The 26651-nt window shown below is 63.1% G+C and carries 17 protein-coding genes and 1 tRNA gene; 10 read left to right on the top strand and 8 right to left on the bottom strand.

What is annotated here, in order from left to right; translation table 11 throughout:
- Positions 1-38: 38 nt before the first annotated feature.
- A complete protein-coding gene (locus tag KY495_RS13835; RefSeq protein ID WP_219879993.1) occupies positions 39-443 on the bottom strand; it encodes a DUF2061 domain-containing protein in 405 nt (134 codons plus the stop codon).
- Positions 444-611: 168 nt separating this feature from the next.
- Here KY495_RS13835 and KY495_RS13830 point away from each other — a divergent pair, with 168 nt between their 5' ends.
- The 6 genes from KY495_RS13830 to KY495_RS13805 all read left to right on the top strand — a co-directional run bounded on the left by KY495_RS13830 (position 612) and on the right by KY495_RS13805 (position 7123).
- Positions 612-1148, top strand: a complete 537-nt coding sequence (locus KY495_RS13830; RefSeq protein ID WP_219879992.1) for an ankyrin repeat domain-containing protein — start codon at positions 612-614, stop codon at positions 1146-1148.
- A gap of 119 nt (positions 1149-1267) precedes the next feature.
- Positions 1268-1678: a GntR family transcriptional regulator gene (locus tag KY495_RS13825; RefSeq protein ID WP_219879991.1), complete on the top strand. Its 411-nt coding sequence runs from the start codon at positions 1268-1270 to the stop codon at positions 1676-1678.
- An 8-nt stretch (positions 1679-1686) separates the two neighbouring features.
- Complete coding sequence (locus KY495_RS13820; RefSeq protein ID WP_219879990.1) at positions 1687-2607, top strand: ABC transporter ATP-binding protein; 921 nt, start codon at positions 1687-1689, stop codon at positions 2605-2607.
- An 8-nt stretch (positions 2608-2615) separates the two neighbouring features.
- Entirely contained in the window at positions 2616-4463 is a 1848-nt protein-coding gene (locus KY495_RS13815; protein WP_219879989.1) for a hypothetical protein, read from the top strand.
- A 28-nt stretch (positions 4464-4491) separates the two neighbouring features.
- Positions 4492-6537, top strand: a complete 2046-nt coding sequence (locus KY495_RS13810) for a prolyl oligopeptidase family serine peptidase (protein WP_219879988.1) — start codon at positions 4492-4494, stop codon at positions 6535-6537.
- A 109-nt stretch (positions 6538-6646) separates the two neighbouring features.
- Positions 6647-7123, top strand: a complete 477-nt coding sequence (locus tag KY495_RS13805; RefSeq protein ID WP_229518298.1) for a hypothetical protein — start codon at positions 6647-6649, stop codon at positions 7121-7123.
- 2 nt (positions 7124-7125) lie between these two features.
- Here KY495_RS13805 and KY495_RS13800 read toward each other — a convergent pair whose 3' ends face one another.
- Both KY495_RS13800 and KY495_RS13795 read right to left on the bottom strand, forming a co-directional pair.
- Entirely contained in the window at positions 7126-8988 is a 1863-nt protein-coding gene (locus KY495_RS13800) for a glucokinase (RefSeq protein ID WP_219879987.1), read from the bottom strand.
- Positions 8989-8994: 6 nt separating this feature from the next.
- Positions 8995-10614, bottom strand: a complete 1620-nt coding sequence (locus tag KY495_RS13795; protein WP_219879986.1) for an alpha-glucosidase — start codon at positions 10612-10614, stop codon at positions 8995-8997.
- A 269-nt stretch (positions 10615-10883) separates the two neighbouring features.
- On the opposite strand from KY495_RS13795, the gene KY495_RS13790 reads away from it, so the two are divergent.
- Both KY495_RS13790 and KY495_RS13785 read left to right on the top strand, forming a co-directional pair.
- The gene (locus KY495_RS13790; protein WP_219879985.1) at positions 10884-12437 is read left to right on the top strand and encodes an oligopeptide:H+ symporter; all 1554 of its coding nucleotides are present in this window, start codon (positions 10884-10886) and stop codon (positions 12435-12437) included.
- A 109-nt stretch (positions 12438-12546) separates the two neighbouring features.
- A complete protein-coding gene (locus KY495_RS13785) occupies positions 12547-15267 on the top strand; it encodes an alpha-1,6-glucosidase domain-containing protein (RefSeq protein ID WP_219879984.1) in 2721 nt (906 codons plus the stop codon).
- Positions 15268-15273: 6 nt separating this feature from the next.
- Here KY495_RS13785 and KY495_RS13780 read toward each other — a convergent pair whose 3' ends face one another.
- The 3 genes from KY495_RS13780 to KY495_RS13770 all read right to left on the bottom strand — a co-directional run bounded on the left by KY495_RS13780 (position 15274) and on the right by KY495_RS13770 (position 20567).
- A complete protein-coding gene (locus KY495_RS13780) occupies positions 15274-17124 on the bottom strand; it encodes a glucokinase (protein ID WP_219879983.1) in 1851 nt (616 codons plus the stop codon).
- A 121-nt stretch (positions 17125-17245) separates the two neighbouring features.
- The gene (locus KY495_RS13775; protein WP_219879982.1) at positions 17246-18907 is read right to left on the bottom strand and encodes an alpha-amylase family glycosyl hydrolase; all 1662 of its coding nucleotides are present in this window, start codon (positions 18905-18907) and stop codon (positions 17246-17248) included.
- Positions 18908-18935: 28 nt separating this feature from the next.
- Positions 18936-20567, bottom strand: a complete 1632-nt coding sequence (locus KY495_RS13770; protein ID WP_219879981.1) for an alpha-D-glucose phosphate-specific phosphoglucomutase — start codon at positions 20565-20567, stop codon at positions 18936-18938.
- 428 nt (positions 20568-20995) lie between these two features.
- Here KY495_RS13770 and KY495_RS13765 point away from each other — a divergent pair, with 428 nt between their 5' ends.
- Positions 20996-23383 (top strand): TIM-barrel domain-containing protein, encoded by a 2388-nt coding sequence (locus tag KY495_RS13765; protein WP_219879980.1) that lies wholly within the window; start codon positions 20996-20998, stop codon positions 23381-23383.
- Between the two features lie 198 nt (positions 23384-23581).
- Here the strand turns inward: KY495_RS13765 and KY495_RS13760 are convergent, their stop codons facing one another.
- Entirely contained in the window at positions 23582-23884 is a 303-nt protein-coding gene (locus KY495_RS13760) for a helix-turn-helix transcriptional regulator (RefSeq protein ID WP_219879979.1), read from the bottom strand.
- Positions 23885-24577: 693 nt separating this feature from the next.
- On the opposite strand from KY495_RS13760, the gene KY495_RS13755 reads away from it, so the two are divergent.
- Positions 24578-24668: transfer RNA gene (locus tag KY495_RS13755), tRNA-OTHER, on the top strand.
- 63 nt (positions 24669-24731) lie between these two features.
- Here KY495_RS13755 and KY495_RS13750 read toward each other — a convergent pair.
- Positions 24732-26582, bottom strand: a complete 1851-nt coding sequence (locus tag KY495_RS13750) for a DEAD/DEAH box helicase (protein ID WP_219879978.1) — start codon at positions 26580-26582, stop codon at positions 24732-24734.
- Positions 26583-26651: the final 69 nt, after the last annotated feature.

Genomic DNA, 26651 nt, shown 5'->3' with positions numbered 1-26651 from the left:
GGTTCGCCCTGCAGGCTTTTTTCATGGGCGCCAGCTTTCTATGCTGGCAGCCACAGCGCTCGCGCCCATCGCAGGCGCATACGCTCCCACAGGCCATCGTGCAGCGGCAAAATGATGACATTGCATACGGGTTCAATGAGCGCCATCGCCCCGCCAAAGGCAAGCGAACCGGTCAGCCCGAAGCCCGTCAGGAAGGCAACGCCCATGTGCATGAGCGTTTGCGATACCTTTTCGGCCGCGATCGCCAGCGCGATGCGCCTGATGCGCTGGCGCCGGGCCTGCCAGAACCTGGCGTGCCGGGGCAGCAACAGGACATTGATCACCGGCTCCACCAGCGCCGCCACGCCGCCAAAGGCGGCCGACCCCGTCATGCCATACATGAGGCCAAAAGCAATCAAGGTGTGGGTGGCAATCTGGCTGGCGGTTTTGGCGGCGGTAAGCATGGGGCGTCCTTCTTTTCTCAGGAATGCAAATAATAATCATTCTCATTTGAAAAGCAAAGAAAAAAATTTTGATCGCACCAATAGCTTCCCTGTTCCAAGCGAACTGCGCGACTTGGCAGGAAAGATCATAATGCTCTTTCGACAAGCTAATCGCCAAACGGGAGCATCATGCACGAGCAACAGGGACACCCATCGTCGGGCAAGCCGGCCATGGACCAGGAAACGCTGGCCTTCATTCGCAATGTCTTCAATCTGGTGCGCGCGGGCGACGCCGAGTCGCTGCGTCCGATGATCGAAAAAGGAATGCCGGTTAACTTCCGCAATGAAAAAGGCGACAGCCTCATCATGCTGGCCAGTTATCACGGCCACCTGGACACGGTGCGCCTGCTGCTTGAAGCGGGCGCCAATCCCCAGATTGCCAATGACCAGGGGCAGACGCCGCTGGCCGGCGCCGCCTACAAGGGCTACACGGACATTGCGCGCCTGCTGCTGCAGCACGGTGCCGACGTGGAGGGCGCCAGCCCGGATGGCAAGACGCCACTGATGATGGCAGCCATGTTCAACCGTACCGAAATCGTTGACCTGTTCCTCGCACACGGCGCCAACCTCAACGCCATCGACAGCCGCGGCATGACGGCGCTCGAACTGGCCCGCACGATGGGCGCGGCTGCCACCCTGGCCCAGATAGAAGCCCGCCTGGCCTGATCCTTCCCGCCGCGCCCCCCAGGCGCGCGGCGTTGCAACCGTTTTTCACTAATTGGTTGACGCGGCCATTGCACGCTGTTACTGTACTAACCGTAATAGTACAGTAGACAGGTGACACAATGACCCGACGCGCAGCCCTCATGCTCCACATCGCCACCGGCGACCCCCGCCCCATCAATCGCCAGATCGTGGACGGCGTACGGCGACTGATCGCCAGCGGCGAACTGCCGGTGGGCGCGGCCCTGCCCAGCGTGCGCGGGCTGGCGCAGCAGCTCACCGTCAATCCCAACACGGTGGCCAAGGCCTACAGCGAATTGACAAGCGAAGGCTGGCTCGATGCGCGCGCCGGGCTTGGCCTGTTCGTCGCCACGCCGCGCCAGCGCCTGTCGGACGACGAGCGCGCGCGCCGCCTCGATGACGCGGTGCAGCGCTTCGTGGGCGACGTCATTGGGCTTGACTACAGCAGCGGCCAGGTGCTGGACCGCGTGGCCGACGAACTCGATCAATGCCTGCCGCGCAAGACGGCATAAGGAGCATCATGGACCAGCTCATCATCCAGACCGACGGCCTGACCGTCCAGTACGACAACAAGCGCGCGCTCGACGCACTGACCCTGCACGTGCCACGCGGCGGCATTCACGCCATCGTCGGTGCCAATGGCGCCGGCAAGTCGACCCTGTTCCGGGTCCTGCTCGGCTTTGACACTCCCACCGCGGGCAGCGCGCGCATCCTGGGCTGCGACAGTGCGGCCCTCACGCCGCAGCTGCGCGGACGGATCGGCTTCGTCAACGAAGAGCATACCCTGCCCGCCTGGATGGGCGTGGCCGAAGTGACGGCCATGCAGCGCCGCCAGTACAGCCAGTGGAACGAAGAGCGCTACGCCGACGTGATCCGCAACTTCAACGTGCTGCCCGCGCAAAAGATCGGCGAACTCTCGCGCGGCGAACGGGCCGGCGTCAATCTGGCACTCGCGCTGGCGCAAAGTCCGGAACTGCTGGTGCTCGATGAACCCACGCTCGGCCTGGACGTGGTGGCCAAGCGCGCCTTTCTGGAGGCGCTCATGTTCTCCAGCCTGGCCGACGAATCGACCATCATCTACTGCTCGCACCAGATGGAAGAAATCGAGCGCGTGGCCGACAACCTGATCATCCTCGAACGGGGCCGCCTGCGCCACATGTCGGCGCCGGGCGACTTCTGCGAACGGGTGCAGCTGTGGGTGGCCGAATTCCCGTTCCGCGAACCGGACTTTTCGACCCTGCCGGGCGTGCTCCAGGTGCAGCGTATCGAGGGCCTGACCCACTTTGTCGTCTTTGACCAGCAGGAAGACTTCGGCGCCCGCCTGCGCCTGATGGGCGCGCGCACGGCCCACGCCATGCCGGTGAGCCTGGACCGCGCCATCAACGGCTTCCTCGCCAGCAGCCACATATCATCCACGCCCGCCATTGCGGCAGCAGCCTAGGAGACGCCATGAAAGACCTTTTCTACAGCGAGTGCAGACGCTTTCGCAACGCTGCCCTGGTGTTTGCCGCCGTCCATCTGGTTCTGCAGCTGTTCGTCAACCGCATGTTCAACCTGCTGCAGCTGCCGTGGGAGCCGCACATGGTGATCCTGGCCGTGTACATGCTGGCCGGCCTCGCCTTTGCGCTGGTGCAGTTCGGCAGCTACAAGCAGGGCAGCCGCTGGCTATGGCTCCTGCACCGGCCGCTGCCGCGCGCCGCGATCTTCGGCGCGATCACCCTTGCCTCCTTTGCGCTGATCGTGTTCGCCGTCGGCTTGCCGGCACTGCTCGCCGTTGGCGCGACCGATGCGCTAAGTACACGCGTGGTCGACACCCGCCACTATCTGATGGTGGTGCACGTAGTGCTGCTCACCGCCATGGCCTGGCTGATCGGCAGCTACGTGATCCTGTACGGCCGCCGCAGTGCGATCGTGGTTGCCGTGCTGCCGTTCCTGCTGCTCGGCCACCTCGCCTCCGGCTTCGTCATGCTGGTACCGGCGCTGCTATGCCTGGCGCTGCTGGCCATCATCGCCTTTGGCACCTTCAAGCCGGACCGCGCAGCGCCACCAGCGGGGGGCGCCTTGCTGGCCACCGCGGCGCCGCTGCAGATCGGCTTTTATTTTGCGCTGGTGTGGGGCGGGTCGCTGGTTTTCCAGAACCTGCTGATCCTCTCCGGCGTCCATCCACTCAACCGCCCGGTACCACCGGCCGGCGGTTACACGGAATCGACACGCGCGGAAAGCGCCGATCTGATGCTCAAGGGCCTGGCACACAGCACCGACCCGCGCAGCGCGCAATGGCAGCGCCAGATTCCGCTGCTCGACATCGCCAATTTTGAACCGAGCGGCGACCAGTATCCGGTACGCCACCAGGTCAGCAACCTGAGCGCACCGAGCTACGTGGACAGCAAGCGCAACATCGAATGGACCTTCAGCCATGACGACATGCTGTATCACGGCCGCGACCTGCACACCCTGCAGGAGCGCGGCGTGGCGGGACTGGGCGGCATCAACCAGCGCACGCCCTTCCCATCGGTGCCGGTGGTGGCCGAAGGGGGCTACTTCGTGACGCCGCAAGAGCTGCACCTTCACGATCCCGAGTCCGGCACCACCCGCCCCCTGCTGCGCGTGCAGGCCCCGGAAACGCTGGCGCGCCAGCCGAAACAGGTGGACGGCCTGCTGTACGTGATAACCAACCAGCGCCTGATCGCCTTTGCCAGGCCGGACGAGCAAGCCGCGCCGGCGATGCTGGAACAGCGCTTCAGCGTGGACCTGCCCGCGCCCCTCAGTGACCTGGACCGCATCGACATCGCCACCCTGCTCGACGCGCGGCTCGTGTCCATGAGCTTTGGACGCGGCATGACGCGCGGTTCCGGCCACGCCAGCCAGTTCATCGTGCTGGTGGACGCGCAGGGTGCGAGCCGCCTGGTAGCGCAGCGCGCGCTCGCGCACGACTTTTCCCCGCTGTTCGAGCATCACAACTGGTGGGTGTCGCCGGTCCTGCATACCGTACTTGCGCTGCCCGATGCGCTGCTGGACAAAGGCTACATCCTCGACCAAGGCCAGGCCCGCCGCACCAACGAACTGGAAGAAGTGCGCCCGCCGGAGGTATGGGCAGCGGCGCTGGCTGCTTGCCTGCTGGCTGCCCTCGGCGCCTGGTGGTGGCTGCGTGGCAGCGCCATCACGGCGCGCCGCAAGACGATCTGGATCCTCAACTGCCTGCTGGTGGGGCTGCCCGCCCTGGCCTGCCTGGCGGTGCTGCAACGCCGCGCCGTGGCAACCATCGCGCAGCCGGCCGTCAGGCCGCTTGCCGCCTGACCTGACAACATCAACCGAAGGAGACTGTATGAACAGCACAACAACACCATCGCGCATCCCGGCCCACGCCCTGTTCCTGGCACTGGCCTTCGCTGCCCTGCCCCTGCAGGCTGCCCAGACACGGGCGCCGAGCCTGGCCGAACAGCTGACGCGCAGCGCAGCCCTGCCGCCTGCCCCCCAGCTCAAGGACGAGGATTTCGCGCGCCGCTCGCGCCTGGCGCAGGTCAAGCTGTCGCCGGATGGCGCCACGCTCGCTTTCCTTGAATCGGACGGCAAGGACAACGCGCTGTACGTGATGGACCTGACAACCTCGGCCCGCAAGCAGCTGCTGCCCGTGAGCGGGCGCCAGGAGCTGCACTGGTCCTCCGACAGCAAGATCATCTTCATGAGCAGCGGCGACGGCGTAGCCCAGGTAGCGCTGGCCGATGGCGCAAGCAGCAAGATCGCCGCATTCGACCGCAAACTGGAACAGCAATTCGTCAGCGTCGATCCCAGCCAGCCGCAGGCCGTGCTGACCGAGAGCTTCGACCGAGCCGCCAAGGTATTTCGCATCAGCCGTGTGGGCGCCGACGGCAAGTCCCAGGTGATTTACGAGGGCGAGCGCAAGGTACACGAGTTCCTCGTCGATCCGGCCGGCCAGGTGAGCTTCATCCGCACGCTGGAAGCGGACTTCTCGCAACTGGTATTGCGCCGCGCAGACGGAAAATGGACCGAGGCCGCGCGCTGCAAGAAACTGCGTGCCTGCCAGCTCGTGAGCGCGACCCCGGACCAGCGCCAGCTTTCCATGATCGTCAACTACCAGGACGACCGCAAGGCACTGGTGAGCGTCGATACCCGCAGCGGCGCCCAGCGCCTGGTCCACAGCGACCCGCTGCGTATTGCCGACCTGGGTCGCACGGTCCTGGCACCTGCGTCGCCCACCCCGCTGCTGGCGGTGTATGACGCACCGCAGCGGCGCAATATTGGCCTGACGCCGGCCGCGACCCGCGCCGCCGCCGATATCGCCAAGCGCTTCCCTGACTCGAATGTGATCATGAGCCCGAGTGCTGGCGCGGCCCGCTGGCTGCTGACGGAGCGCGGCGCGCGCCTGCAGCAGGACCGGCACTGGCTGTACGAAGCGGCCACGCGCCGCATCACGCCGGTCCTGGCCGCTGAACGGGCACGCGCTGAACCGCTGGCCGAACAGCACCTGGCAGCCAAGATTCCGGTCCAGTACCGCGGCTCCGATGGCGCCCGGCTGCATGGCTACCTGAGCCTGCCGCCGGGGAAGGACCCGGCCACCGTGCCGCTGCTGACCATGGTCCATGGCGGACCCTGGGGCCGCTTCGACAATGACTACACCACCCTGGTGCAGCTGGCCGTCAACCGCGGCGCTGCCGTATTCCAGCCCAACTTCCGCGCCTCGACCGGTCATGGCGACAAATACATGCTCGCGCCGGGGGCCGACTTTGGCAATGGCCGGGTGCAGGCCGACATCATCGACGGCGTGCGCTACCTGCTTGCCAACGGTGTCGGCGACAAGAACCGCGTCGCCATCATGGGCGACTCCTTCGGTGGCTACTCCACGCTGCTGGCCTTGTCGCACACGCCGGACCTGTTCAAGTTTGGCATGGCCACGGTGCCACCCACTGACTTTGTGCGCACCATGACAGCGGCGGCGAAAGGACCGGCTTACGGCGACGAAGCACCGTTCGCCGTGACGCTGGCCGAAATGGGCATCGACCTGGGCGACGGCGCCGCGATGAAGAAGATCAATGACGCCGCACCGGCATTCAATGCCGACAAGATCACCCGGCCACTGCTCATTCTTGCCGGCGGCAAGGACCACATCGTTGACGTGGCAGGCGTGACCGACTACGTGGCGCGCCTGCAGGGCAAGGACAAGCCGGTGGGCCTGCTGCTCGATCCGGACGAAGGCCACAACCCGCGCAAGCCCATCGTGCGCCAGGCATACAGCCATCTGCTCCAGCGCATGATGCACCAGCACCTCGGTACGGCCGCCCCGGCAGAGCCGTCGCCGGAACTGGCCAAGTACCTTGAGCAGACCCTGAAAGTCAATACGGTCCTCAAGTAAAAGCTGCCGGCGCGATGGGCAGGCGCAAGCGCAGCCTGCCCGTGCGCCGGTTGCCGTTGCGTTTTCTTTGGTTTAGTATGGCCGCAGTTACAGCAACCGGTTCCCTGACATGCACAATACTAAAGCCCTTGCCGCCGGCATCACTACGTTTGTCGTGGGACTGGCGCTGGCCTATGCAATGGGAACCTCGCCCACCAGTGGCACCGTGACCGAGCCGGTCCCCATGCCCATCGTGGTCAAGGAAGCTCCCTTCGTCGGCCCGCGCGACAAGGAGAAGGCGCGCACCGACCTGGCGGCCCTGCCGGAACTGCGTGCATGGTTCGAGCACCTGGAAAAATCATCAGGCGGCAGCATCCGCGGCGCACTGATCGAGTACGGTCCCACGCCCAAGGAAATCGGCGGCAAGCACTACTGGCAGTTCAGCTTTGTCGAGAACACGCCCGATGCGGCCCATCGCTGGGAGAGCTTCCTGGTTGGCCAGGACACCGGCGAAATCCTGGTGGAAGACCTGGAGTCGGGCGACAACCTGACCCTGGACCAGTGGCGCGCCACCAAGAATCCCATCGCGCGCACCAGCGCCAACTAGTCTCAGCTCCCCAGGTGGGAGATCAGCATGCGGCCATGGTCGGCATCGGCCGTGCCATTGTCGCCATCGCCCGCATGGCGCGCATCGAGCGAGATGCCGACCGAGACAATATCGACCAGCAGCAGCTGGAGAATGCGCGAAATCATCGACAAAAAGGTGGTGCTGTCCTCGGTATGGTCCACCGCCAGGCAGACACTCGCCTTGCGCGCCAGCGGCGAGCCGCTGCTGGTAATGGCAATGACGTCGGCGCCAGCCATGCGGGCCGCCTCCACTGCCGTCAGCAGTTCGGGCAGGCGGCCGGAGTTTGAAATCGCCACCACCACGTCACCGGGCTTGAGCAGTTCGGCGGCAAGCGTGAACAGGTGCGAGTCGCCATAGGACGCGCTCGGGATGCGGAAGCGGAAAAACTTGTGCTGGGCGTCCAGCGCCACCACGCGCGAATTGCCCATGGCGTAGAACTCGACCCGGCGCGCATGCGTGAGCAGTTCGATGGCGCGGTCGATCGAGCGCACGTCGAGCTGGTCGCGGAACTTGAGGATGGCCGACACGGTATTGTCGATCACCTTGGCCGAGACGTCATGCGTGCTGTCGCCGGTGCGCACCTGGCTGTGGCGCACGGGGATGGCACCGGTCAGGCTGCTGGCAAACTTGAGCTTGAAGTCGGCCAGGCCCAGAAACCCCAGCGAGCGGCAAAAGCGGATCACGGTCGGCTGGCTCACTTCCGCCAGCCTGGCGATACCGGCAATCGGCTCATTGAGCACCAGGCGCGGATGCTCGAGCACCAGCGTGGCCACGCGCTGCTCGGCGGGCGTCAGTTCGTGCTGAAGGTGGCCGATGCGCTCCATCAGCGTGTTGGCGCCACTGCGTCCGCGCAGGTGTTCGGAAAGGATGGTAGCCACGCCGTGGAAGGCGGGGTTGGGGGTGGTGATGACGTAAGTGGGGATCTCTGCGAGGTAGCTCGAAAAGCGCCCCTTGGCTTCAAAGCGGGCGCGAAACTGCGAGCGCGCGAACCATTCGCCCATGCGCGGGACGATCCCGCCGCCAATGAAGACACCGCCAAAAGCGCCCAGGGTGACAGCCAGGTTGGCCGCCGCGCCGCCCAGCATGCCGCAAAAGCAGTCGAGCACTTCGATGCACAGCGGGTCCTGCTCGTCGAGCGCGCACACGAGGATTTCGGGCGAGGTGCGCGGCGGCGCCTTGACGCCGTTACGCTGTGCCAGGGCCCGATAAATGATTTCCATGCCGGGGCCTGAGATGAGGCGCTCGTTCGATACGTGCGGCCACTCCTTCCAGGCAAACTGCAGGATCGCAAACTCACGCTCGTCGGCGGGCGCGAAGTTGACGTGCCCCCCTTCGCTGCCCAGCGTGACGAAACCATCCATGGTGGGGATCACGCCCGACACACCCAGGCCGGTGCCCGGTCCCAGCACGCCCACAACCGCGTTGGAGGCCGGCGTGCCGCCGCCGACCTTCATCAGGTCTTCCTGGGTCAGGCCGGGAATGGCCATGGCCAGGGCGGTAAAGTCATTGACGATCAGGAGCGTCTGCAAGCCCAATTCGCGCCGTACCGCGTCGGTGGAGAACTCCCACGCGCGGTTGGTCATGCGGACCTGGTCGCCGTTGATGGGGTTTGCAACCGCCAGCGCGGCATGGTGCAGCGTGTCTTCGTGGTCGGACAGGTAAAACCGAAGCAGGGGAACAATGCCTTCAAAATCGTCGCATTGCAGCACCCGCACCGAGCGGAATACGCCCGGTGCAGTCTGCAGCGCCAGCCGCGCATGGGTGGCGCCAATGTCGGCGAGCAGCCGCGGTCCGTCCGCAAACGCGGTACGGGCAAACCTGTCTGCTTCGGTATGGTCGTTCATATGACCTCAGGCAGCTGTGCCGAACCAGGCGCCATAGGCAGGCAGCGCAACGGTGGTGCCGCTCACGGTGCCATCAAAGCCATGCCCTCCCACCGCCGCCACGCCTTCGGCCTGCGGCAGGGTGAAGCTGACCGGCTCCGGCCCCAGGTTGAAGATGGCGAGCATGCCGGGAAAACCGGCCAGGTCGCGGCGCAGCGCCAGCACCGGCTCCGGCGCGTCAAAGAAGACGATGTCGCCGCGTGTGAGCTGCGGCTGTTCGCGGCGCCAGGCAATCAGGCGGCGAGCAAAATTGAGTGTGGATGCCTGGTCGCCCTCCTGCACCGACGCCGCCGCGCCGATATGCTGCTCGGCCACGGGCAGCCACGGTTTGCCGCTGGTGAAGCCGGCGTGCGGCTTCCCTGCTTCCCATGGCATGGGCGTGCGGCAGCCATCCCGGCCTTTGAACTCAGGCCAAAAAGTGATGCCATAGGGGTCCTGCAGCAATTCAAACGGCACGTCCGCCTCGAGCAGCGCCAGTTCGTCGCCCTGGTACAGGCATGGCGTGCCCTTGAGCGAGAGCTGCATGGCCAGCACGAGCCTGGACAGCGCCGGCGTCGGCGCGCCCTTGGCCCAGCGCGAGGCCACGCGCATGACGTCGTGGTTACCGACCGACCAGGATGCCCAGCCGCCCTTGACGCGCGCTTCAAACTGCTCCACCTGCGACCGGATGTAGGCAGCGGTAAAGGTGGAGGTCAGCAGGTTGAAGCTGTAAGCCATGTGCAGCTTGTCGCCACCGGCCGTGTAGTCTGCCATGACGGCGAGCGAATCGTCGGCGCCCACTTCGCCAATTGCGATGGCACCGTATTCATTGAGCAGGCTGCGGATCTTCTGCAGGAAGGCGAGGTTTTCCGGGCGCGTCTTGTCATAGATGTGCGCCTGCATGCCGTACGGGTTCACGTCGGTCACCGTGGCGGTGTCGCGGTTGGTGGCCGGCGGATTGCTGCGCAGTTCGAGATCATGAAAGTGGAAATTGCAGGCATCCATGCGCACGCCGTCGACGCCGCGCTCGAGCCAGAAGCGCAGGCTGTCCAGGTGCGCCTGCTGCACTTCCGGATTGTGGAAGTTCATGTCAGGCTGGCTGGCCAGGAAGTTGTGCATGAAGTACTGCTTGCGGCGGCTGTCCCATTGCCACGACGAGCCACCAAAGACCGACATCCAGTTATTGGGCGGATTCCCGTCCGGGCGCGGGTCGGCCCACACATACCAGTCGGCCTTGGGATTGTCGCGGCTCTTGCGGCTTTCGGCAAACCAGGGATGCTCTTCGGCGGTGTGCGACATGACCTGGTCGATCATGATTTTCAGGCCCAGGCTGTGCGCCCTGGCGATCAGGGCGTCGAAGTCGGCGAGCGTGCCAAACAGCGGGTCGACGTCGCAGTAATCCGAGACGTCATAGCCGAAGTCCTTCATCGGCGACTTGAAGAAGGGCGAGATCCAAACAATGTCGACACCGAGGGAGGCGATGTAGTCAAGCTTGGCGGTGATGCCCGGAAGGTCGCCCACGCCGTCGCCATTGGTGTCGAGAAAGCTGCGCGGGTATACCTGATAGATGATGGCTTCGCGCCACCAAGGAGTGTCTGGAGTGGTCATAAGGCGGGTCTCGTTATGTTTTGTAGATAATATACAGTACATGACAGCTTTTCACAACCACATCAACATCGACAAGAAATTGCGCAATACCTTTAATAATCAACAGCTTATATCACATCCCTGGCTGACTGAGCTGACACAGCGGTAGTCAAACTACATCGGAAAATTTTAGCTGTTGCCAGTCCTGTTGCATAAGCTTAGGATCGCGTCTGATTAAAATACTGGGAGTAGCAATGTCGCAGGTAGAGAAACACGACGGAAACGGGCCAATGCCCAGGCAGATTCCGTACATCGTCGGCACTGAAGGATGCGAGCGATTCAGCTTTTACGGCATGCGCAACATCCTTACGCCATTCCTGATCAGCACCCTCCTGCTGTTCATGGCGCCCGAGCAGCGGGCCGGCGAAGCCAAGGATATCTTTCACACCTTCGTCATTGGCGTGTACTTTTTCCCGCTGCTTGGCGGCTGGCTCGCAGACCGCTTCTTCGGCAAATACGACACGATCTTCTGGCTCAGTCTTGTTTACTGCGCAGGACACGCGTGCCTGGCCATCTGGGATGACAACATCAAGGGATTCTATTTCGGACTGTTCCTCATTGCGCTCGGCTCTGGCGGCATCAAGCCCTTGATTTCCTCCTTCGTTGGCGACCAGTTTGACCAGACCAACAAGAACAAGGCGAAAGTCGTGTATGACGCCTTCTACTGGATGATCAACTTCGGCTCATTCTTCGCGTCGCTGCTCATGCCGGTGTTCTTGCGCAGCTATGGCCCGTCGATCGCGTTCGGCATCCCGGGCATCCTGATGTTCATCGCGACCCTGATCTTCTGGTCCGGCCGCAAGAAATACGTGCACGTGCCACCTGCACCAACCGATCCCAACTCCTTCATGCGCGTGGCGCGCACCGCACTGCTGGCGCAGCGCCCCGGCCAGGGCCGCCCAGGTTTTTATGTGGCCTGCATTGGCGTGTTGGGCGCCGTTGTGTCGCTGGCGTTCTGGTCGCAGCTGGGCGTGGTCATTGCGATCTGCTGGGCCATTGTGCTCTTGATCGCGTTTGGCGGCATCGGCACCTCCATGCAGCTGGAACGGGCCCGCGGCATCCACCCGGATGAAGCGGTGGACGGCGTGCGCGCCGTGTTGCGCATCCTGATCGTGTTCGCCCTGTCGACGCCTTTCCACTCGCTGTTCGACCAGAAGGCGTCAACCTGGATCGTGCAGGCCAACGACATGGTGGCGCCGACCATCTCGCTGTTTGGCAGCCCCTTCACTTTCGCCCCGGCCCAGATGCAAGCGCTTAACCCGCTGCTGGTGATGATCCTGATCCCATTTAATAACCTGGTGCTCTACCCCGCTCTGCGCAAGATGGGCATTGAACCCACACCGCTGCGCCGCATGACGGCCGGTATCGCCTTCTCCGGCCTGTCGTGGATCGTGATCGGCGCCATCCAGGTGGCCATGGATGGCGGCACCCCCATGTCGATGACGTGGCAGATCCTGCCGTATGCGCTACTGACCTTTGCCGAAGTACTGGTATCGGCCACAGGACTCGAGTTTGCCTACAGCCAGGCCCCGCGCACCATGAAGGGCGTGATCATGGCGCTCTGGTTCCTGGCGATCACGGTCGGCAACCTGTGGGTACTCATCTTTAACAAGACGGTACGCAATGAAGCCGTGCTTGGCGAGATTGCCCAGACAGGCCTCGGCCCTATCGCCTTCCAGATGTATTTCTATGCCGGCTTCGCGCTGGTGGCGGCCGTCATATTCGGCTGGTACGCCACCCGCTACAAGATGGTGGACAACTACCGGACCACCGACAGCAAGTAAGGAAGTCAATTGTGTAGGAAAGCTACATAAAATGCTTTACCATGAGGGGCCTGCCTGCCAATTGGCGGGGATATCTTGATGTACTTTCAGTACAAGGACCAGACCTCTCATGCGCTATTTTCCTGCTGTCGCCACCACCTTCCTGATTGCGGGAGGTGTCCTGTCCCCGCTGGCGGTTCATGCCGCCGGCGCCAATGCCGTTTGCGCGGCGGGCTTTGAAACCGTCCTTCATCCCGCCGCCGCGCCGTTCGATGCGCGCGCCGTGTGGCTCGACCGCTCCACCCTCAAGTGGCCTGGCGCAAAGGCCGATGGCGTTTTCAAGCTGTACCACTCCCCGACAGGGGCAATCAACGCCCGTGTTGGCGCCAAGGTGGCCGGCGCTGCCGGTGAAGTGGCGCTGCGTGCCTTCGACGGCACCATGGCCGCCGCCACCGCAACTCGCTTCAAGTACCTGGCCGATGGCCCGGTGTTTTCGCTGGCACCCAACGACCCCGCGCGCCTGCGCCAACTGCATCAGCAGCAGCTGGTATTGGTGCGCGAAAACGCCGACGGCACAGTGGCCGCAGCCACGCGCCTGCAGGCGGCGGGCGCGCTCGACGATTTGTACAGCGCGGCCGCTACGGCTGGCCCGCTTGGCGCCACGCCGGTCAAACAGCAGACCTCCTTTGCCCTGTGGGCCCCGACGGCGCAGCAAGTCCAGCTATGCCTGTACGACAGCTCAAGCGGCGACCAGGGGCAGGTAACGCCGATGACCATGGACGCCGCCACCGGCATTTGGAGCGCTGCCCACAAGGCCGACCTGACCGGTACGTACTATGCTTACGCCGTGACAGTGATGGCCGGTGAAAAGGGCCTGGTGCGCAACCTGGTGACGGACCCGTACTCGGTCAGCGTGGGGCCCGATTCAAAGCGCAGTTACATTGCCGACCTGGCGTCGCCACGATTCAAGCCGCGTGGCTGGGATGCCAGTGCGCCGCCAGCCAAGGTGCAGGCCCAGACCGACATGGTGGTGTACGAGCTGCATGTGCGCGACTTCTCCATTAACGATCCAAGCGTGCCGCGCGAAAAGCGGGGCAAATACAGCGCCTTCGGCGTCACCCAGTCCAAGGGCATGCGCCACCTGGCAGCGCTCAGCCGCGCCGGGTTGACCGATATCCACCTGCTGCCGGTCTATGATATTGGCAGCGTTCCCGAGCAAAACTGCGCAGTGCCGGCGCCCACCGGCGCGCCCGCCAGCCCGCGCCAGCAGGCGCTGGTGATGAAGACGGCCCACACCGACTGCTTCAACTGGGGCTACGATCCCCTGCACTACAGCGCGCCCGAAGGCGTCTACGCCAGCGATCCGGCCGATGGCGCGCGGCGCATCATCGAGATGCGCCAGATGGTGATGGACCTGCACAAGGCCGGCCTGCGCGTCGGCATGGACGTGGTCTACAACCATACTTTTGCCTCGGGCCAGAAGGAAAAATCAGTCCTCGACCGCGTGGTTCCCGGCTACTACCACCGCCTCAACGCCGAAGGCGGCGTGGAGCAGTCCACCTGCTGCGACAACACCGCGACCGAAAACACGATGATGGCGCGCCTGATGATCGATTCGGCCGAACTGTGGACGCGCGAGTACAAGATCGATTCGTTCCGCTTTGACCTGATGGGCCACCAGCCACGCGCGGTCATGGAAGTGCTGCAGCAGCGCGTGAACAAGGCCGCCGGACGCCATGTGCACCTCATTGGCGAAGGCTGGAATTTCGGTGAAGTGGAGAATGGCAAGCGCTTCGTGCAGGCCTCGCAGCTCTCGCTCAACGGTTCGGGCATCGGCACCTTCAGCGACCGCGCGCGCGATGCCGTGCGCGGTGGCTCGGCGGCCGACAGCGGCGAAAACCTGATCGCGCGCCAGGGTTACATCAATGGCCTGTACTACGATCCGAATGCGCTGGGCGGCAAGCAAACCCTGCTCGACCTGAAGAAGGCGGCGGACATGGTCAAGGTCGGCCTGGCCGGCTCCATCCGCAGCTACCGCCTGCCGGTGCACAGCGGCGGCGAGATGCGCCTTGATGCAATCGACTACAACGGCCAGCCGGCCGGCTACGCCAGCGAACCGTCGGAAGTGGTCAACTACGTGGAAAACCACGACAACCAGACGCTGTTTGACATTAACGTGTTCAAGCTGCCGCTCGATACACCATCTGCCGAGCGCGCGCGCGTGCAAGTGCTGGGCGCTGCCATCAATGCCTTCAGCCAGGGCGTGGCCTACTTCCACGCAGGGATGGATACCCTGCGTTCCAAGTCACTGGACCGCAACAGCTTCAATTCCGGCGACTGGTTCAACCGCATGGACTGGACCTACCGCGACAATTATTTTGCTACCGGCCTGCCGCCCGCGCCCGATAACGAAAAGGATTACGCGCTCATCAAGCCATTGCTGGAAAAGCGCGGCATCAAGCCGGCGCCGGCCGACATCGCGTTCACGCGCGATGCCTTCCGCGACCTGCTGGCCATCCGCGCCAGTTCCACGCTGTTCCGCCTGCGCACGGCGGCCGACATCAACGAGCGTCTGCGCTTCTACCCCACCGCCACGCCGACCGTGATTGGTGCGCGCATTGATGGCGCCGGCTACGGCGGTGCCAACTTCAAGGCCGTGCACTATTTCATTAACGTGGACAAGGTCAAGCACGGCGTGGCCATGCCGCGCGAGGACGCAGCGCGATTGCGCCTGCACCCGGTCCACCTGGCTCCCAAGGCCGGGGACCAGCGCGCCAGGGCTGCTGCCTATGACAGCGGCAGCGGCGAGATGATCATCCCGCCGCGCACCGCCGTCGTGTTTGTGGAGTAAAGCCGGTCAGATATCGAGGTGCGAGATCAGCAGACGTTTTTTGGCTGAATCGCCCTCGTCGTCCTGCGATCCCAGCGAGATCCCCACCGACATGATGTCGATCAGGAGCAGCTGCAGGATGCGCGAGATCATCGACAGGAAATGCGTGCTGTCTTCGGTGTGATCCACCGCCAGGCAGACCGTGGCCTTTTTCGCCAGCGCCGACTTGCTGCTGGTGATGGCGATGACGTCGGCACCTGCCGCGCATGCCGCATCGACGGCGCCCAGCAGCTCCGGCAGCTGGCCCGAGGTGGAGATGGCAATGACCACGTCGCCGGGGTTGAGCAGTTCCGCCGCCATCTTGAACAGGTGCGAATCACCGTATGACGAACTCGGAATGCGGAAGCGGAAGAACTTGTGCTGTCCATCGAGCGCCACCACGCGCGAATTGCCCATGGCGTAAAACTCGACGCGGCGCGCATTGCGCAGCAGTTCGATGGCGCGGTCGATTGCCACCACATCGAGCTGGTCGCGGAACTTCAGGATCGCCGAGACGGTATTGTCGATCACCTTGGCCGACAGGTCGTGGGTGCTGTCGGAGGTGCGCACCTGGCTGTGGCGAACCGGGATGGTGCCGGTCAGGCTGCTGGCGAATTTGAGCTTGAAGTCGGCCAGGCCGAGAAAACCCAGCGAGCGGCAGAAGCGGATCACGGTCGGCTGGCTCACGTCGGCCAGGCGCGCGATCTCGGCGATTGGTTCGCCCAGCACCTTGCGCGGATGTTCGATGACCAGGGTGGCCACGCGCTGCTCGGCCGGCGACAGCTCGTGCTGCAGATGCTGCACGCGCTCCATCAGCGTGTTGGCGCCGCTGCGGCCGCGCAGGTGCTCGGACAGGATCGTCGCCACGCCGTAGAAGGCCGGATTGGGAGTCATGATGACGTAGGTCGGAATCTGGGCCAGGTAGTCGGTAAAGCGGCCCTTGGCTTCAAAGCGGGTGCGAAAGCCCGATTTGGCAAACAGCTCCGACATGCGCGGCACAATGCCGCCGCCAATGAAGATACCGCCAAAGGCGCCCAGGGTCACGGCCAGGTTGGCGGCAGCGCCGCCCAGCATCAGGCAGAAGCACTCGAGCACTTCCAGGCACAGTGGATCGTTTTCTTCCAGCGCGCCGCTGATGATCTCGGGCGACGTGCGCGGCGCGGCCTGCACGCCGTTGCGCTCGGCCAGGGCGCGGTAAATGATTTCCATGCCGGGACCGGAGATGAGGCGCTCGTTGGACACGTGCGGCCACTCCTTCCAGGCGGACTGCAGGATGGCAAACTCGCGGTCGTCGGCCGGTGCGAAGTTGACGTGGCCACCTTCACTGCCCAGCGTGACGAAGCCGTCTGCGGTAGGAATCACGCCGGACACGCCCAGGCCCGTGCCAGGCCCCAGCACGCCGATTACCGCATTCGACGCTGCCGTGCCGCCGCCGACCTGCAGCAGCGCTTCCTGCGGCAGTGCCGGCAGCGCCATGGCCAGCGCCGTGAAGTCATTCACGATCAACAGGGTATTGAGGCCCAGGATGCGGCGCACTTCGTCGGTTGAAAATGTCCAGTCGCGGTTGGTCATCCGGATCATGTCGCCGCTGATCGGATTGGCCAGCGCAAAGGCGGCATGATTGATGCGGGTGGACTTGTGGTCGGCCAGGTAGGACTGCAGGAGCGGCACGATGCCGGGGAAGTCATCGCACATCAGCACGCGCACGGAGCGCAGCACGCCGGGCGCCGTTTCAAGGGCCAGGCGGGCATGGGTGGCGCCGATGTCGGCGAGCAGGCGCGGGCCGTCGGCGTAGGCCGTACGGCTGTATTTTTGTTCGGTGTCGGATTCTTTGGTCATCGCGTTAAATAGGCTGGTTCGCGCGTAGCATACCCTATTGTACGAAATGCACCAAAAAGTGGCACAGGGAACTGGCCATCGCCGCCCCGGCTCGGGGGCGGCGCGGTTCCCTTTACAAGACTCAGTACCCGATCAGGACCATCGACTTGCCCGAGTCAAATTGCACCTTGCCGTCGGCGACAACGGCGGTCTTGCCCGAGTAGTAGTCGCGCACCGTCTGGCCGTCCATGAAGACCCCGTTCACGGCAACGGGCGCCGGCTTGTCGGTTGGCAGGTCGAGCGCCACCACCACGCGGTCGCGCAGTTCGCCGCGTTCGAGCACGCGCGAGAATGTGTACGGGCTGGTGCTCATTTGCTGGTGCACGCCGGCGCCCACGGCCGGATGCGCGCGGCGGAACTGGCCCAGCCGGCTCCAGTGCAGGTGCAGGTCGGCGATACGATAGCCGTCGCGCTGGGCGTTGTCGGCCAGGTCTTGCCAGTTCATGAAGGAGCGCAGCGTGGCGTCGCCCTTGGCCCCTTCCACCTTGAGCAGGCGCGCCGTTTCGTCGCCGTAGTAAATCTGGACCGCCCCGGGCGCCAGCATCAGCTTGGTCGCGCTTTCAAAGGCGCGGGTGCGCAGCGGGTCGAAGGGATTGCTGTCGTCATGCGAACTGAGATAATTGATGACCGAATAGCCCTTGAGCGGCCCGGCCAGCGTGGCCGAGTAATTGCTGAAGATCTGCTCGTAGCTTTTCTTCGCGTCGCTGGCCATGCTGAAGTTAATCAGACTGTCAAAGCCGTTGTCGTAAAAGTCCACGAACTTTTGCCCACCCATGTCGAACTTGCGGCCATGGTTAAGCGAGTAGTTATAGACTTCGGCCGTCATGTAGAACTTGTCGTCGCCCAGCTTCTTGGACGGATTAGCGCGCTTCCAGTCTTCATACGCTTCGCTGGCGACTTTTTTCAGGTCCTTCCACACTTCCGGCTCGGTGTGTTTGACGGTGTCGCCACGAAAGCCATCAAAACCGTATTTGCGTACCCAGTCGGCGTGCCACTTGATCAGGTAGTAGCGCGGCGCGCGCGGGTAGCCGGTGCGCTTGAAAAAGGCATCGAGCTCCTTGACCTCGCGCTCGTAGCGCCCTTCACGTTTCCACTTGGCCACCAGCGACGGCGGCAGCTTCACGTTCTTCATGTTGTCGGTGCGGATGTCGGGCAGGTTCTTGACCAGCACGCAATCGATCGTGGTGGCCGCGTCCTTGTAGGTACAGGCAGGATCGAGCCGCACCCACTCGGCCGGCCACGCCGGGTCGCGCGCCGTCACTGGCCCGGTGTGATTCATCACCACGTCGAGCAGCACGCGGATGCCGTGGGCGTGTGCAGTGTCCACCAGTTCGCGCATGTCGGCCTCGGTACCCAGGTTGGCGTCCACACTGGTGAAGTCCTTGGCCCAGTAGCCATGGTAGCCGTACGACTTGCCGGTGCCTTCGTCGGTGCTGTCGTGGATCTGCTCGACCGGCGGCGTGATCCAGATGGCGTCCACGCCCAGGTTGGTGAAATAACCCTGCTTGATCTTGGCGGTGACGCCGGCCAGGTCGCCGCCCATGTAGCCGCGCATGATCGCAGCATCCGCCTTGCGGCCGTAGGCCAGGTCGTTGGCCGGATTGGCGTTGTTGAAGCGGTCCGTCAACAGGAAGTACACAGTCGCGCTGTCCCAGGCGAACGGCCTGGCCGGTGTATGCGCGTTGGCAGTGGCTGCGGCGCTGAAGGCCAGTGCAATGGAAGCGGCGAGTGTGACGAATTTCATGTAGTCCCTGTTGGTTGGTGGTGGTTGGTCATGTGGTCACCGTCGGGCCGGAACGGCCGGTACGGATTTTGAGCTCGGCCAGCGCATCGGCAATGTCGGCCAGTGGCGCCAGAGCGCTTGCCGCATCCATGCCATGCATGGCGGGATCGGCCTCGTAGCGTTCCAGGTACAGGCGGATGGTCGCGCCTTCGGTACCTGTGCCGGAGAGGCGAAATACAATGCGCGAGCCATCGGTCATGATGATGCGTATGCCCTGCTGCGTCGAGACCGAGCCGTCTACCGGGTCGGTGTAGTGATAGTCGTCCGCGAGTGCCACGGTGTACTGGTTGAGCACCTGGCCGGCCAGCGAGGGCGCCATGGCGCGCAGCCGGGCCATCAGCTCCTGGGCGGCGATGGCGTCCACCGCCTCGTAGTCGTGACGCGAGTAGTAGTTGCGGCCAAAGCGCGCCCAGTGTTCACGCACAATCGTTTCCACAGGCTTCTTTTGCACGGCCAGCAGGTTAAGCCAGAACAGCACCGCCCACAGACCATCCTTTTCGCGGATATGGTCCGAACCCGTCCCGTAGCTCTCTTCGCCGCACAGCGTGACAAGGCCAGCGTCCATGAGGTTGCCGAAGTACTTCCAGCCGGTGGGGGTTTCGTAACACGGCACACCGAGCTCGCGCGCCACGCGGTCAGGCGCGGTGGAGGTGGGCATGGAACGGGCGATACCCTTGATACCGGCACGGTAGCCGGGCGCCACGGTGGCATTGGTGGCAATGACGGCCAGGCTGTCGGAAGGCGTCACGGCAAAGGCGCGGCCCACGATCATGTTGCGGTCGCCGTCGCCGTCGGACGCCGCGCCAAAATCGGGAGCGTCCGGCGCGGCCATGCGGGCGATGAGTTCGGCCGCGTTGACCGGATTGGGATCGGGGTGGTGGCCGCCGAAGTCTTCCAGCGGCACGCCATTGATGACCGTGCCGGCCGGTGCACCCAGCATGCCTTCGATGATGGTGGTGGCGTACGGCCCGCCCACGGCGCTCATGCCGTCAAAGCACATGCGAAAGCCGCCCGCAAACAGCGCGCGGATGGCGCGAAAATCAAAGAGGCCAGCCATCAGCTCGGCATAGTCGGCCACCGGGTCGATCACCTGCACGGTCATTTCCTCGATGACGAAGGTGCCATCCTGGTCAAGGTTCAGGCAGTTGATGTCGCTGATACGGTAGTGCGACAAGACCTGGCTTTGCGCGTAGATGGCATCGGTGATGCGCTCGGGCGCAGGCCCACCGTTGCTGGTGTTGTATTTGATGCCGAAGTCGCCGTCCGGGCCGCCGGGATTATGGCTGGCCGACAGAACGATGCCCCCCATGGCGCCATGCTTGCGCACGACGCAGGACAAGGCCGGTGTGGAGAGGATGCCGCTGCGCCCTACCAGCATGCGGCCCACGCCATGGGCGGCGGCCATGCGCAGGATGACGTCAATGGCCTGGCGGTTGAAATAGCGGCCGTCGCCACCGAGCACCAGGGTCTGGCCGCTGCAGTCGCCGATGGTGTCGAAGATGGCTTGTACGAAGTTGTGCAGGTAGCCGGGCTGCTGGAATTCAGTGACTTTCTTGCGCAGGCCGGAGGTGCCCGGCTTTTGGCCGGCAAAGGGTGTGGTAGGTACGGTGTGGATTGTCATTAATGCTCCTGTCAGTTATCACAAAGATACGACAAGTGCGGAAATATTGACGCCACGTTCGCCGCATGCCATCGGCGGCACGCACCCTGCCTTCCGGGCGGGCGCCTGCAATGATGTGGCGTGAACGGGCAAAAGCATTTGACGTTTCCTGGTCTGACGGAGCACCCATGCTGCGCATGCGTGCGACAGCAGGAATAGATACACCGTTTGTAAGAAAATAACATGTTCCGCAAACCAAATCAAACTAAACCTCCCAGTATGGGAAAATGGAAAAATCATTTCCCAAACTCTATCTTTTGTAGTCAAATAACAGAGATCGGCATCCGTCAAGCATTCCATGCCAAAATAGCGGAGCGACCGGACGAGTACAGCACGCATAATTGCAGCGGCACGACCATGAAACCATCACACACGCCTACGGCACTATCATGAAAAACCATACTATCTGTTTGCTGTCTCTCGGACTACTGGCAAGCCAGGCCGCTTTTGCCCAGAATGCGGAGCGCAAGTTCGAGACCGCGCGGGCCCACGCCGGCCATCTGGAGATTGTCACCAGCGACGGCACGTATCTGATCCGCCCCTACTCGCAGCAGATCATGGAAACGTCGTTCGTGCCGCGCGGCGAAACGTATGACCCGGTTTCGCACGCGGTGGTCATGGCGCCGCGCGTCAAGGCCAGCTTGAGCACCAGCGCCCAGCGTATTGTGTACGCCACCCCCGGCATGAGCGTGGTCGTGACCAAGTCCCCCTTCCAGATCGCCTACGTCTACCAGGGAAAAACGCTGACGGCGGAAAAACACGGGTACGCTCGCAACGGCAAGATGGAGTCGCTTGACTTCACGCTTGCCCCCGGCGAGGCGCTGTACGGCGCCGGCGCCCGCGCTGCCGGCATGAACCGCCGCGGCAAGACCTTCACCCTCTATAACAAGCCGCACTACGGGTACAAGGAAAGTTCAATGCAGCTGAACTATTCCATCCCCATGGTGCTGTCATCGAAGCTGTATGCCATTCACTTCGACAATCCCCAGATTGGCGAGCTCGACTTTGGCAGCAAGGACCCCAACGCCCTGCGCTATGACACCATCGGCGGACGCAAGACTTACCAGGTGGTGGCCGGCAACAACTGGAATGAGCTGGTGGGCAATTACACGGAACTGACCGGACGCCAGCCCATGCCGCCGCGCTGGGCCCTGGGCAACCTGGCCAGCCGCTTCGGCTATCACAGCGAGGCGGAAGCGCGTGCCACGCTGGACAAGTACGCGGCCGACAAGATCCCGGTCGACGCCATCATTTTCGACCTGTACTGGTTCGGCAAGGACATCAAGGGCACGCTCGGCAACCTCACCTTTGACAAGGACAATTTCCCCAATCCCGTCAAGATGATCTCGGACTTCAAGGCCCGGGGCGTCAAGACCGTGCTGATTACCGAACCCTTCATCCTCACCACGTCAACCAAGTGGCAGGAGGCGGTGGACAGCAAGATTCTCGCCACTACCAAGGCGGGCGCGCCGTACACCTACGATATCTACTTCGGCAATACGGGCCTGATCGATGTCTTCAAGCCGGAAGCGAAGACCTGGTTCTGGAACATCTACAAAGGCTTGCACGAGATGGGCGTGGAAGGCTGGTGGGGCGACCTGGGCGAGCCCGAAGTCCACCCGTCCGACCTGCAGCATGTGAACGGCTCGGCCGACCAGGTCCACAACATCTACGGCCACGAGTGGGCACGCATCATCGCCGAAGGCTACCAGAAGGATTTCCCCAATGAGCGTCCGTTCATTCTCATGCGCGCCGGCTCGTCCGGGTCGCAGCGCTTTGGCATGATGCCGTGGTCGGGCGACGTCGAGCGCAGCTGGGGCGGCCTGCAGTCGCAGCCGGAAATCGCGCTGCAGATGGGCATGCAGGGCCTGGCCTACATGCATTCGGACCTGGGCGGCTTCGCCTTCCCTTACCTTGACGACGAACTGTATGTGCGCTGGCTGCAGTACGGCGTGTTCCAGCCGATTTTCCGCCCGCACGGCCAGGAAGAAGTGGCCTCGGAACCAATCCATCGCGCAGAAGCGGCCAAGGCACTGGCGCGCACCGCGATCGAACTGCGCTACCGCATGCTGCCGTATAACTACACGCTGGCGTTCGAAAACAACCAGCAAGGCTTGCCGCTGATGCGGCCACTGCTGTTCCAGGAGCCTACCAGCAAGCTCATGCAGCACTATGCGGAGAGTTACCTGTGGGGTAATGATCTGTTGGTCACGCCGATTGTGACCAAGGGCCAGGAGAGCAAGCTGGTGCGTTTCCCGGCGGGCAGCGCCTGGTTTGATTTCTACGATGGCAGCCGGCATCCAGGCGGCAGCAATACCATGGTAAAGCTGGTGCCAGAACATATTCCCGTATTCGTACGGGCAGGCGCCTTCATCCCACTGGCGCCGCTGGTGCAGACCACGCGCGATTACTCGACCAGCCATATCGACCTGCACTACTACCACGACCGCTCCATCAAGCGCAGCAGCGGCAAGCTGTACGACGACGATGGCAAGACGGCAGGCGCGTTTGAGAAGAGCAAGTACGAGCTGCTCAACTTTACCAGCGCCTTGTCCGGCAATGAGCTGCGTCTGACGCTGGCGCGGCAGACGGGCAAGGATTACCCGGCAACGGCGCGCAGCTTCAGCGTCGTGGTACATAACGTGGACGCTAAGCCTGGTACCGTGAAACTGGATGGCAACGACATCGCATCGAACTACGACGCTGCAAGCAAGTCGCTCACGATTCAGGCGCCGTCTTCAACCGCTGGCCGGCGCGAACTGCGCATTCGCTTGTAACTTCATTTCACCCGGGAAGGCCGCCCTCGCGCGGCCTCAACCCGCGACAAGCTTCACCTTACCGTCACTGCGGATAGCAAGTCGCCTTTCGATTTCCAAAAAGCTTGACAGTCCGGGCGCATCGACATGATGCTTTGCGCGGAAGGCGGAATGTTCTCGTCCAAGCGATCTCCATGCGCTCGTGGATAAGCGTTCAGCCTAGTGCCCGTCGGGCTCATGCCCGGCGCCATTGGCATCGGGAATGGCTTCCTCACCTATCAGATCGTAAACCGAACACTTGAAGATGTTAAGCAGACCGTTAATCACATCCATGTTCAGGCGGGTGCTAGTATTGTCGATGATACGGATCAGCTGCTGATTCGAAATGTCGACGCCTGCGCTAATTAACATGCGCTGCAGCGCGGCGACCGAGCGCACGCCGCGGCTGGCCATCAAGGTGCGCACATGCAGGACAACCCTTCGGCGCGCGGTTGTCGCTGGAAAATCGGTGCTTGGCTTCATTTAACGAGACAAAATTCGATTACCGCATTGTACCTCGGCGCATTCTTACAACGTCAGAAAACACTACCAAACAAGATAATCTATCATTTAATGGAAGATTTTTCTTGTATTTGGTGAAAATGCATGTCAGAATCCGATCCATCGTAATTCATCTACCAGGACATATCGTGAACACCTCGCCGAACAAGCGCATGACATCAGAAGGCAAGCCACTTGCCGTGTCGACGCTCGTCTCGGTGGTTACTGTGTCCCAGCAGCCTGCTCATCAGCAGAGCCATGCTCGCCTGCATCAACACCAACTGAACCAATTCATCCGAGGGGATCGCTCCCCTGGCTGCGACAGATAAGCCGTCGCAGCAGGCCACCAGGCCGCTGGCGAAAGCCCGGATGCTTCTGATCAGAGCATCCGGGCTTTTTCGTTTTGGATCACATTTTCAAGCAGCACCTCCCGCACCAGCTGCAGAGAAGGACGGCGTGGGAGCAGCAAGGAAGCCCTCTTTGGAGGCCGCCGTCCGGACAACCCGGGGCATGGCGCAACGTTCTTTTGCATGACCCGCCTGTGGCTTCCAGCCACCGGCGACAGACAGTTTCAATTGTGGATTAGCTCAGTTGGTAGAGCACTTGACTTTGACTCAAGGTGTCGCAGGTTCGAGCCCTGCATCCACTGCCAGGATTTTTTGTACCGTTTCAATGGTGGCGTTAGCTCAGCTGGTAGAGCTTCGGCGGTCCGCCGCTGCGGTTGTGAGTCCGAAGGTCACGGGTTCGAACCCCGTACGTCACCCCAATATAAAAAGGCGCCACCCGCATCCGCGGAGATGGCGCCTTTTCGCAACAGGACAACCTCTGCTTATTCAGCCTTCGGCCCCTTGCGGTGCTCTTTCTTCTTTGAGTCGTAAGACTTCTTTTTCGGTCCTGCAGCTTTTTCCTCGAAGCGGCGATCGCCGCCCGACTTCTTTGGCGCGCCCGGCTTCTTGACAGCCGGTGCCTCGCCATCGCGCGTGATGTTGAGCTGCTGGCCGGCTACCCACACCGTCTTGAGGTGGCTGACGACATCTGCCGGCATGTCCACCGGCAGGTCGAGCATGCTGTAGTCATCATAGATTTCGATCCGGCCGATGAACTTGGACTCGATGCCCGCCTCGTTGGCGATGGCGCCGACGATGTTGCCCGGCTTGACGCCATGCGCGTGGCCCACTTCGATGCGGAAGGTACCCATGCCGTCTTCCTGCGGACGCGGCGTGCGCTTGCGTTCCGGCGCAGGAGCAAAGGCTTCGCGGCCACCGGCAAAGTCGGCACGCTCGGGACGCTCGCTACGCGGCGCGCGGGCCATGGGTGCTTCTTCTTTCCATGACGGTGCGGCCTTGGCGTCGCGGTTGGGTTTTTCCAGCAGCAGCGGCACGTCGCCCCGTGCCAGGCGTGCCAGCGCGGCCGCGATCTCGATCGCCGGCACATTCTGTTCGCGCTCGTACTCTTCGATCAGGGAGCGGAATACGTCCAGGCCACTGGCTGCCAGCATCTCGGTGATCTGGTCCTTGAATTTGGAGATGCGCACGTCATTGACTGCCTTGACCGTCGGCAGCGTGAGCGGCGCGACCGGCTGGCGTGTGGCACGTTCGATGGCCTTGAGCAGGCCCTGCTCGCGCGGGGTGATGAACAAGATGGCCTGGCCGCTGCGGCCCGCACGGCCCGTGCGGCCAATGCGGTGGGTGTAGCTTTCCGGGTCAGACGGTACATCGTAGTTGATCACATGGCTGATGCGTTCCACGTCCAGGCCGCGGGCGGCTACGTCGGTGGCGACCAAAATGTCGATCTTGCCGTTCTTGAGCTGCTCGATGGTGCGCTCGCGCTGCGCCTGCTGCATGTCGCCATTGATGGCAGTGGCGGCAAAGCCGCGCGCCTGCAGCTTGGTGGCCAGTTCCTCGGTACCGAGCTTGGTACGGGCAAAGATGATCATGCCGTCGAACGGCTCCGCCTCCAGGATGCGGGTCAGCGCTTCCAGCTTTTGCATGCCGCTCACCATCCAGTAACGCTGGGTGATGTTGTCGGCAGTGCCGGTCTTGGCCGCCACGGTCACTTCCGCCGGGTCGCGCAGGTAGGTCTTGGCGATGCGCTTGATGGCCGGTGGCATGGTGGCCGAGAACAGCGCGGTCTGGCGTGTTTCAGGCGTCTTTTGCAGGATCTGCTCGACGTCGTCGATAAAGCCCATGCGCAGCATTTCGTCGGCTTCGTCCAGCACCAGCGTCTTGAGGCGCGAAAGGTCGAGCGAGCCTTTTTCGAGATGGTCGATCACGCGGCCCGGCGTGCCGACAATGACATGCACACCGCGGCGCAGCGCCTGCAGCTGCGGGCCATAGCTCTGGCCACCGTAAATGGGAAGGACATGGAAGTCCTTGATATGGGTGGCGTACTTCTGGAATGCCTCTGCTACCTGGATCGCCAGTTCGCGCGTGGGCGCCAGCACCAGTGCCTGCGGCGACTGCTGCTTGATATCGATGCGCGACAGGATGGGCAGCGCAAAGGCGGCCGTCTTGCCGGTACCTGTCTGGGCCTGGCCCAGCACATCGCGATTGGACAGCAGCAGCGGAATGGTGGCTGCCTGGATCGGCGACGGGGTTTCGTAACCCACCTCTTTCATCACCTTGAGCACAGCGGCGGAGAGGTTAAGTTCGGAAAACAGCAGGACTGGGGAAGAAGACATTTAGACACTCACACGGGAACGGTACATTATCGGCGCCGGCCCAAAGGGGCAGGCATCCTCTAGTTTACT

The sequence above is a fragment of the Massilia sp. PAMC28688 genome, from assembly GCF_019443445.1.
Classification (GTDB): Bacteria; Pseudomonadota; Gammaproteobacteria; order Burkholderiales; family Burkholderiaceae_D; genus Telluria_A.
This window is presented reverse-complemented; position numbering and strand designations above follow the sequence as displayed.

Coding starts and splice junctions, on each gene's coding strand:
- KY495_RS13790 (WP_219879985.1), top strand. CDS start 10,884: ATGCCCAGGCAGATTCCGTACATCGTCGGCACTGAAGGATGCGAGCGA.
- KY495_RS13825 (WP_219879991.1), top strand. CDS start 1,268: ATGACCCGACGCGCAGCCCTCATGCTCCACATCGCCACCGGCGACCCC.
- KY495_RS13810 (WP_219879988.1), top strand. CDS start 4,492: ATGAACAGCACAACAACACCATCGCGCATCCCGGCCCACGCCCTGTTC.
- KY495_RS13805 (WP_229518298.1), top strand. CDS start 6,647: ATGCACAATACTAAAGCCCTTGCCGCCGGCATCACTACGTTTGTCGTG.
- KY495_RS13750 (WP_219879978.1), bottom strand. CDS start 26,582: ATGTCTTCTTCCCCAGTCCTGCTGTTTTCCGAACTTAACCTCTCCGCC.
- KY495_RS13835 (WP_219879993.1), bottom strand. CDS start 443: ATGCTTACCGCCGCCAAAACCGCCAGCCAGATTGCCACCCACACCTTG.
- KY495_RS13775 (WP_219879982.1), bottom strand. CDS start 18,907: ATGAAATTCGTCACACTCGCCGCTTCCATTGCACTGGCCTTCAGCGCC.
- KY495_RS13830 (WP_219879992.1), top strand. CDS start 612: ATGCACGAGCAACAGGGACACCCATCGTCGGGCAAGCCGGCCATGGAC.
- KY495_RS13795 (WP_219879986.1), bottom strand. CDS start 10,614: ATGACCACTCCAGACACTCCTTGGTGGCGCGAAGCCATCATCTATCAG.
- KY495_RS13800 (WP_219879987.1), bottom strand. CDS start 8,988: ATGAACGACCATACCGAAGCAGACAGGTTTGCCCGTACCGCGTTTGCG.
- KY495_RS13780 (WP_219879983.1), bottom strand. CDS start 17,124: ATGACCAAAGAATCCGACACCGAACAAAAATACAGCCGTACGGCCTAC.
- KY495_RS13770 (WP_219879981.1), bottom strand. CDS start 20,567: ATGACAATCCACACCGTACCTACCACACCCTTTGCCGGCCAAAAGCCG.
- KY495_RS13760 (WP_219879979.1), bottom strand. CDS start 23,884: ATGAAGCCAAGCACCGATTTTCCAGCGACAACCGCGCGCCGAAGGGTT.
- KY495_RS13785 (WP_219879984.1), top strand. CDS start 12,547: ATGCGCTATTTTCCTGCTGTCGCCACCACCTTCCTGATTGCGGGAGGT.
- KY495_RS13820 (WP_219879990.1), top strand. CDS start 1,687: ATGGACCAGCTCATCATCCAGACCGACGGCCTGACCGTCCAGTACGAC.
- KY495_RS13765 (WP_219879980.1), top strand. CDS start 20,996: ATGAAAAACCATACTATCTGTTTGCTGTCTCTCGGACTACTGGCAAGC.
- KY495_RS13815 (WP_219879989.1), top strand. CDS start 2,616: ATGAAAGACCTTTTCTACAGCGAGTGCAGACGCTTTCGCAACGCTGCC.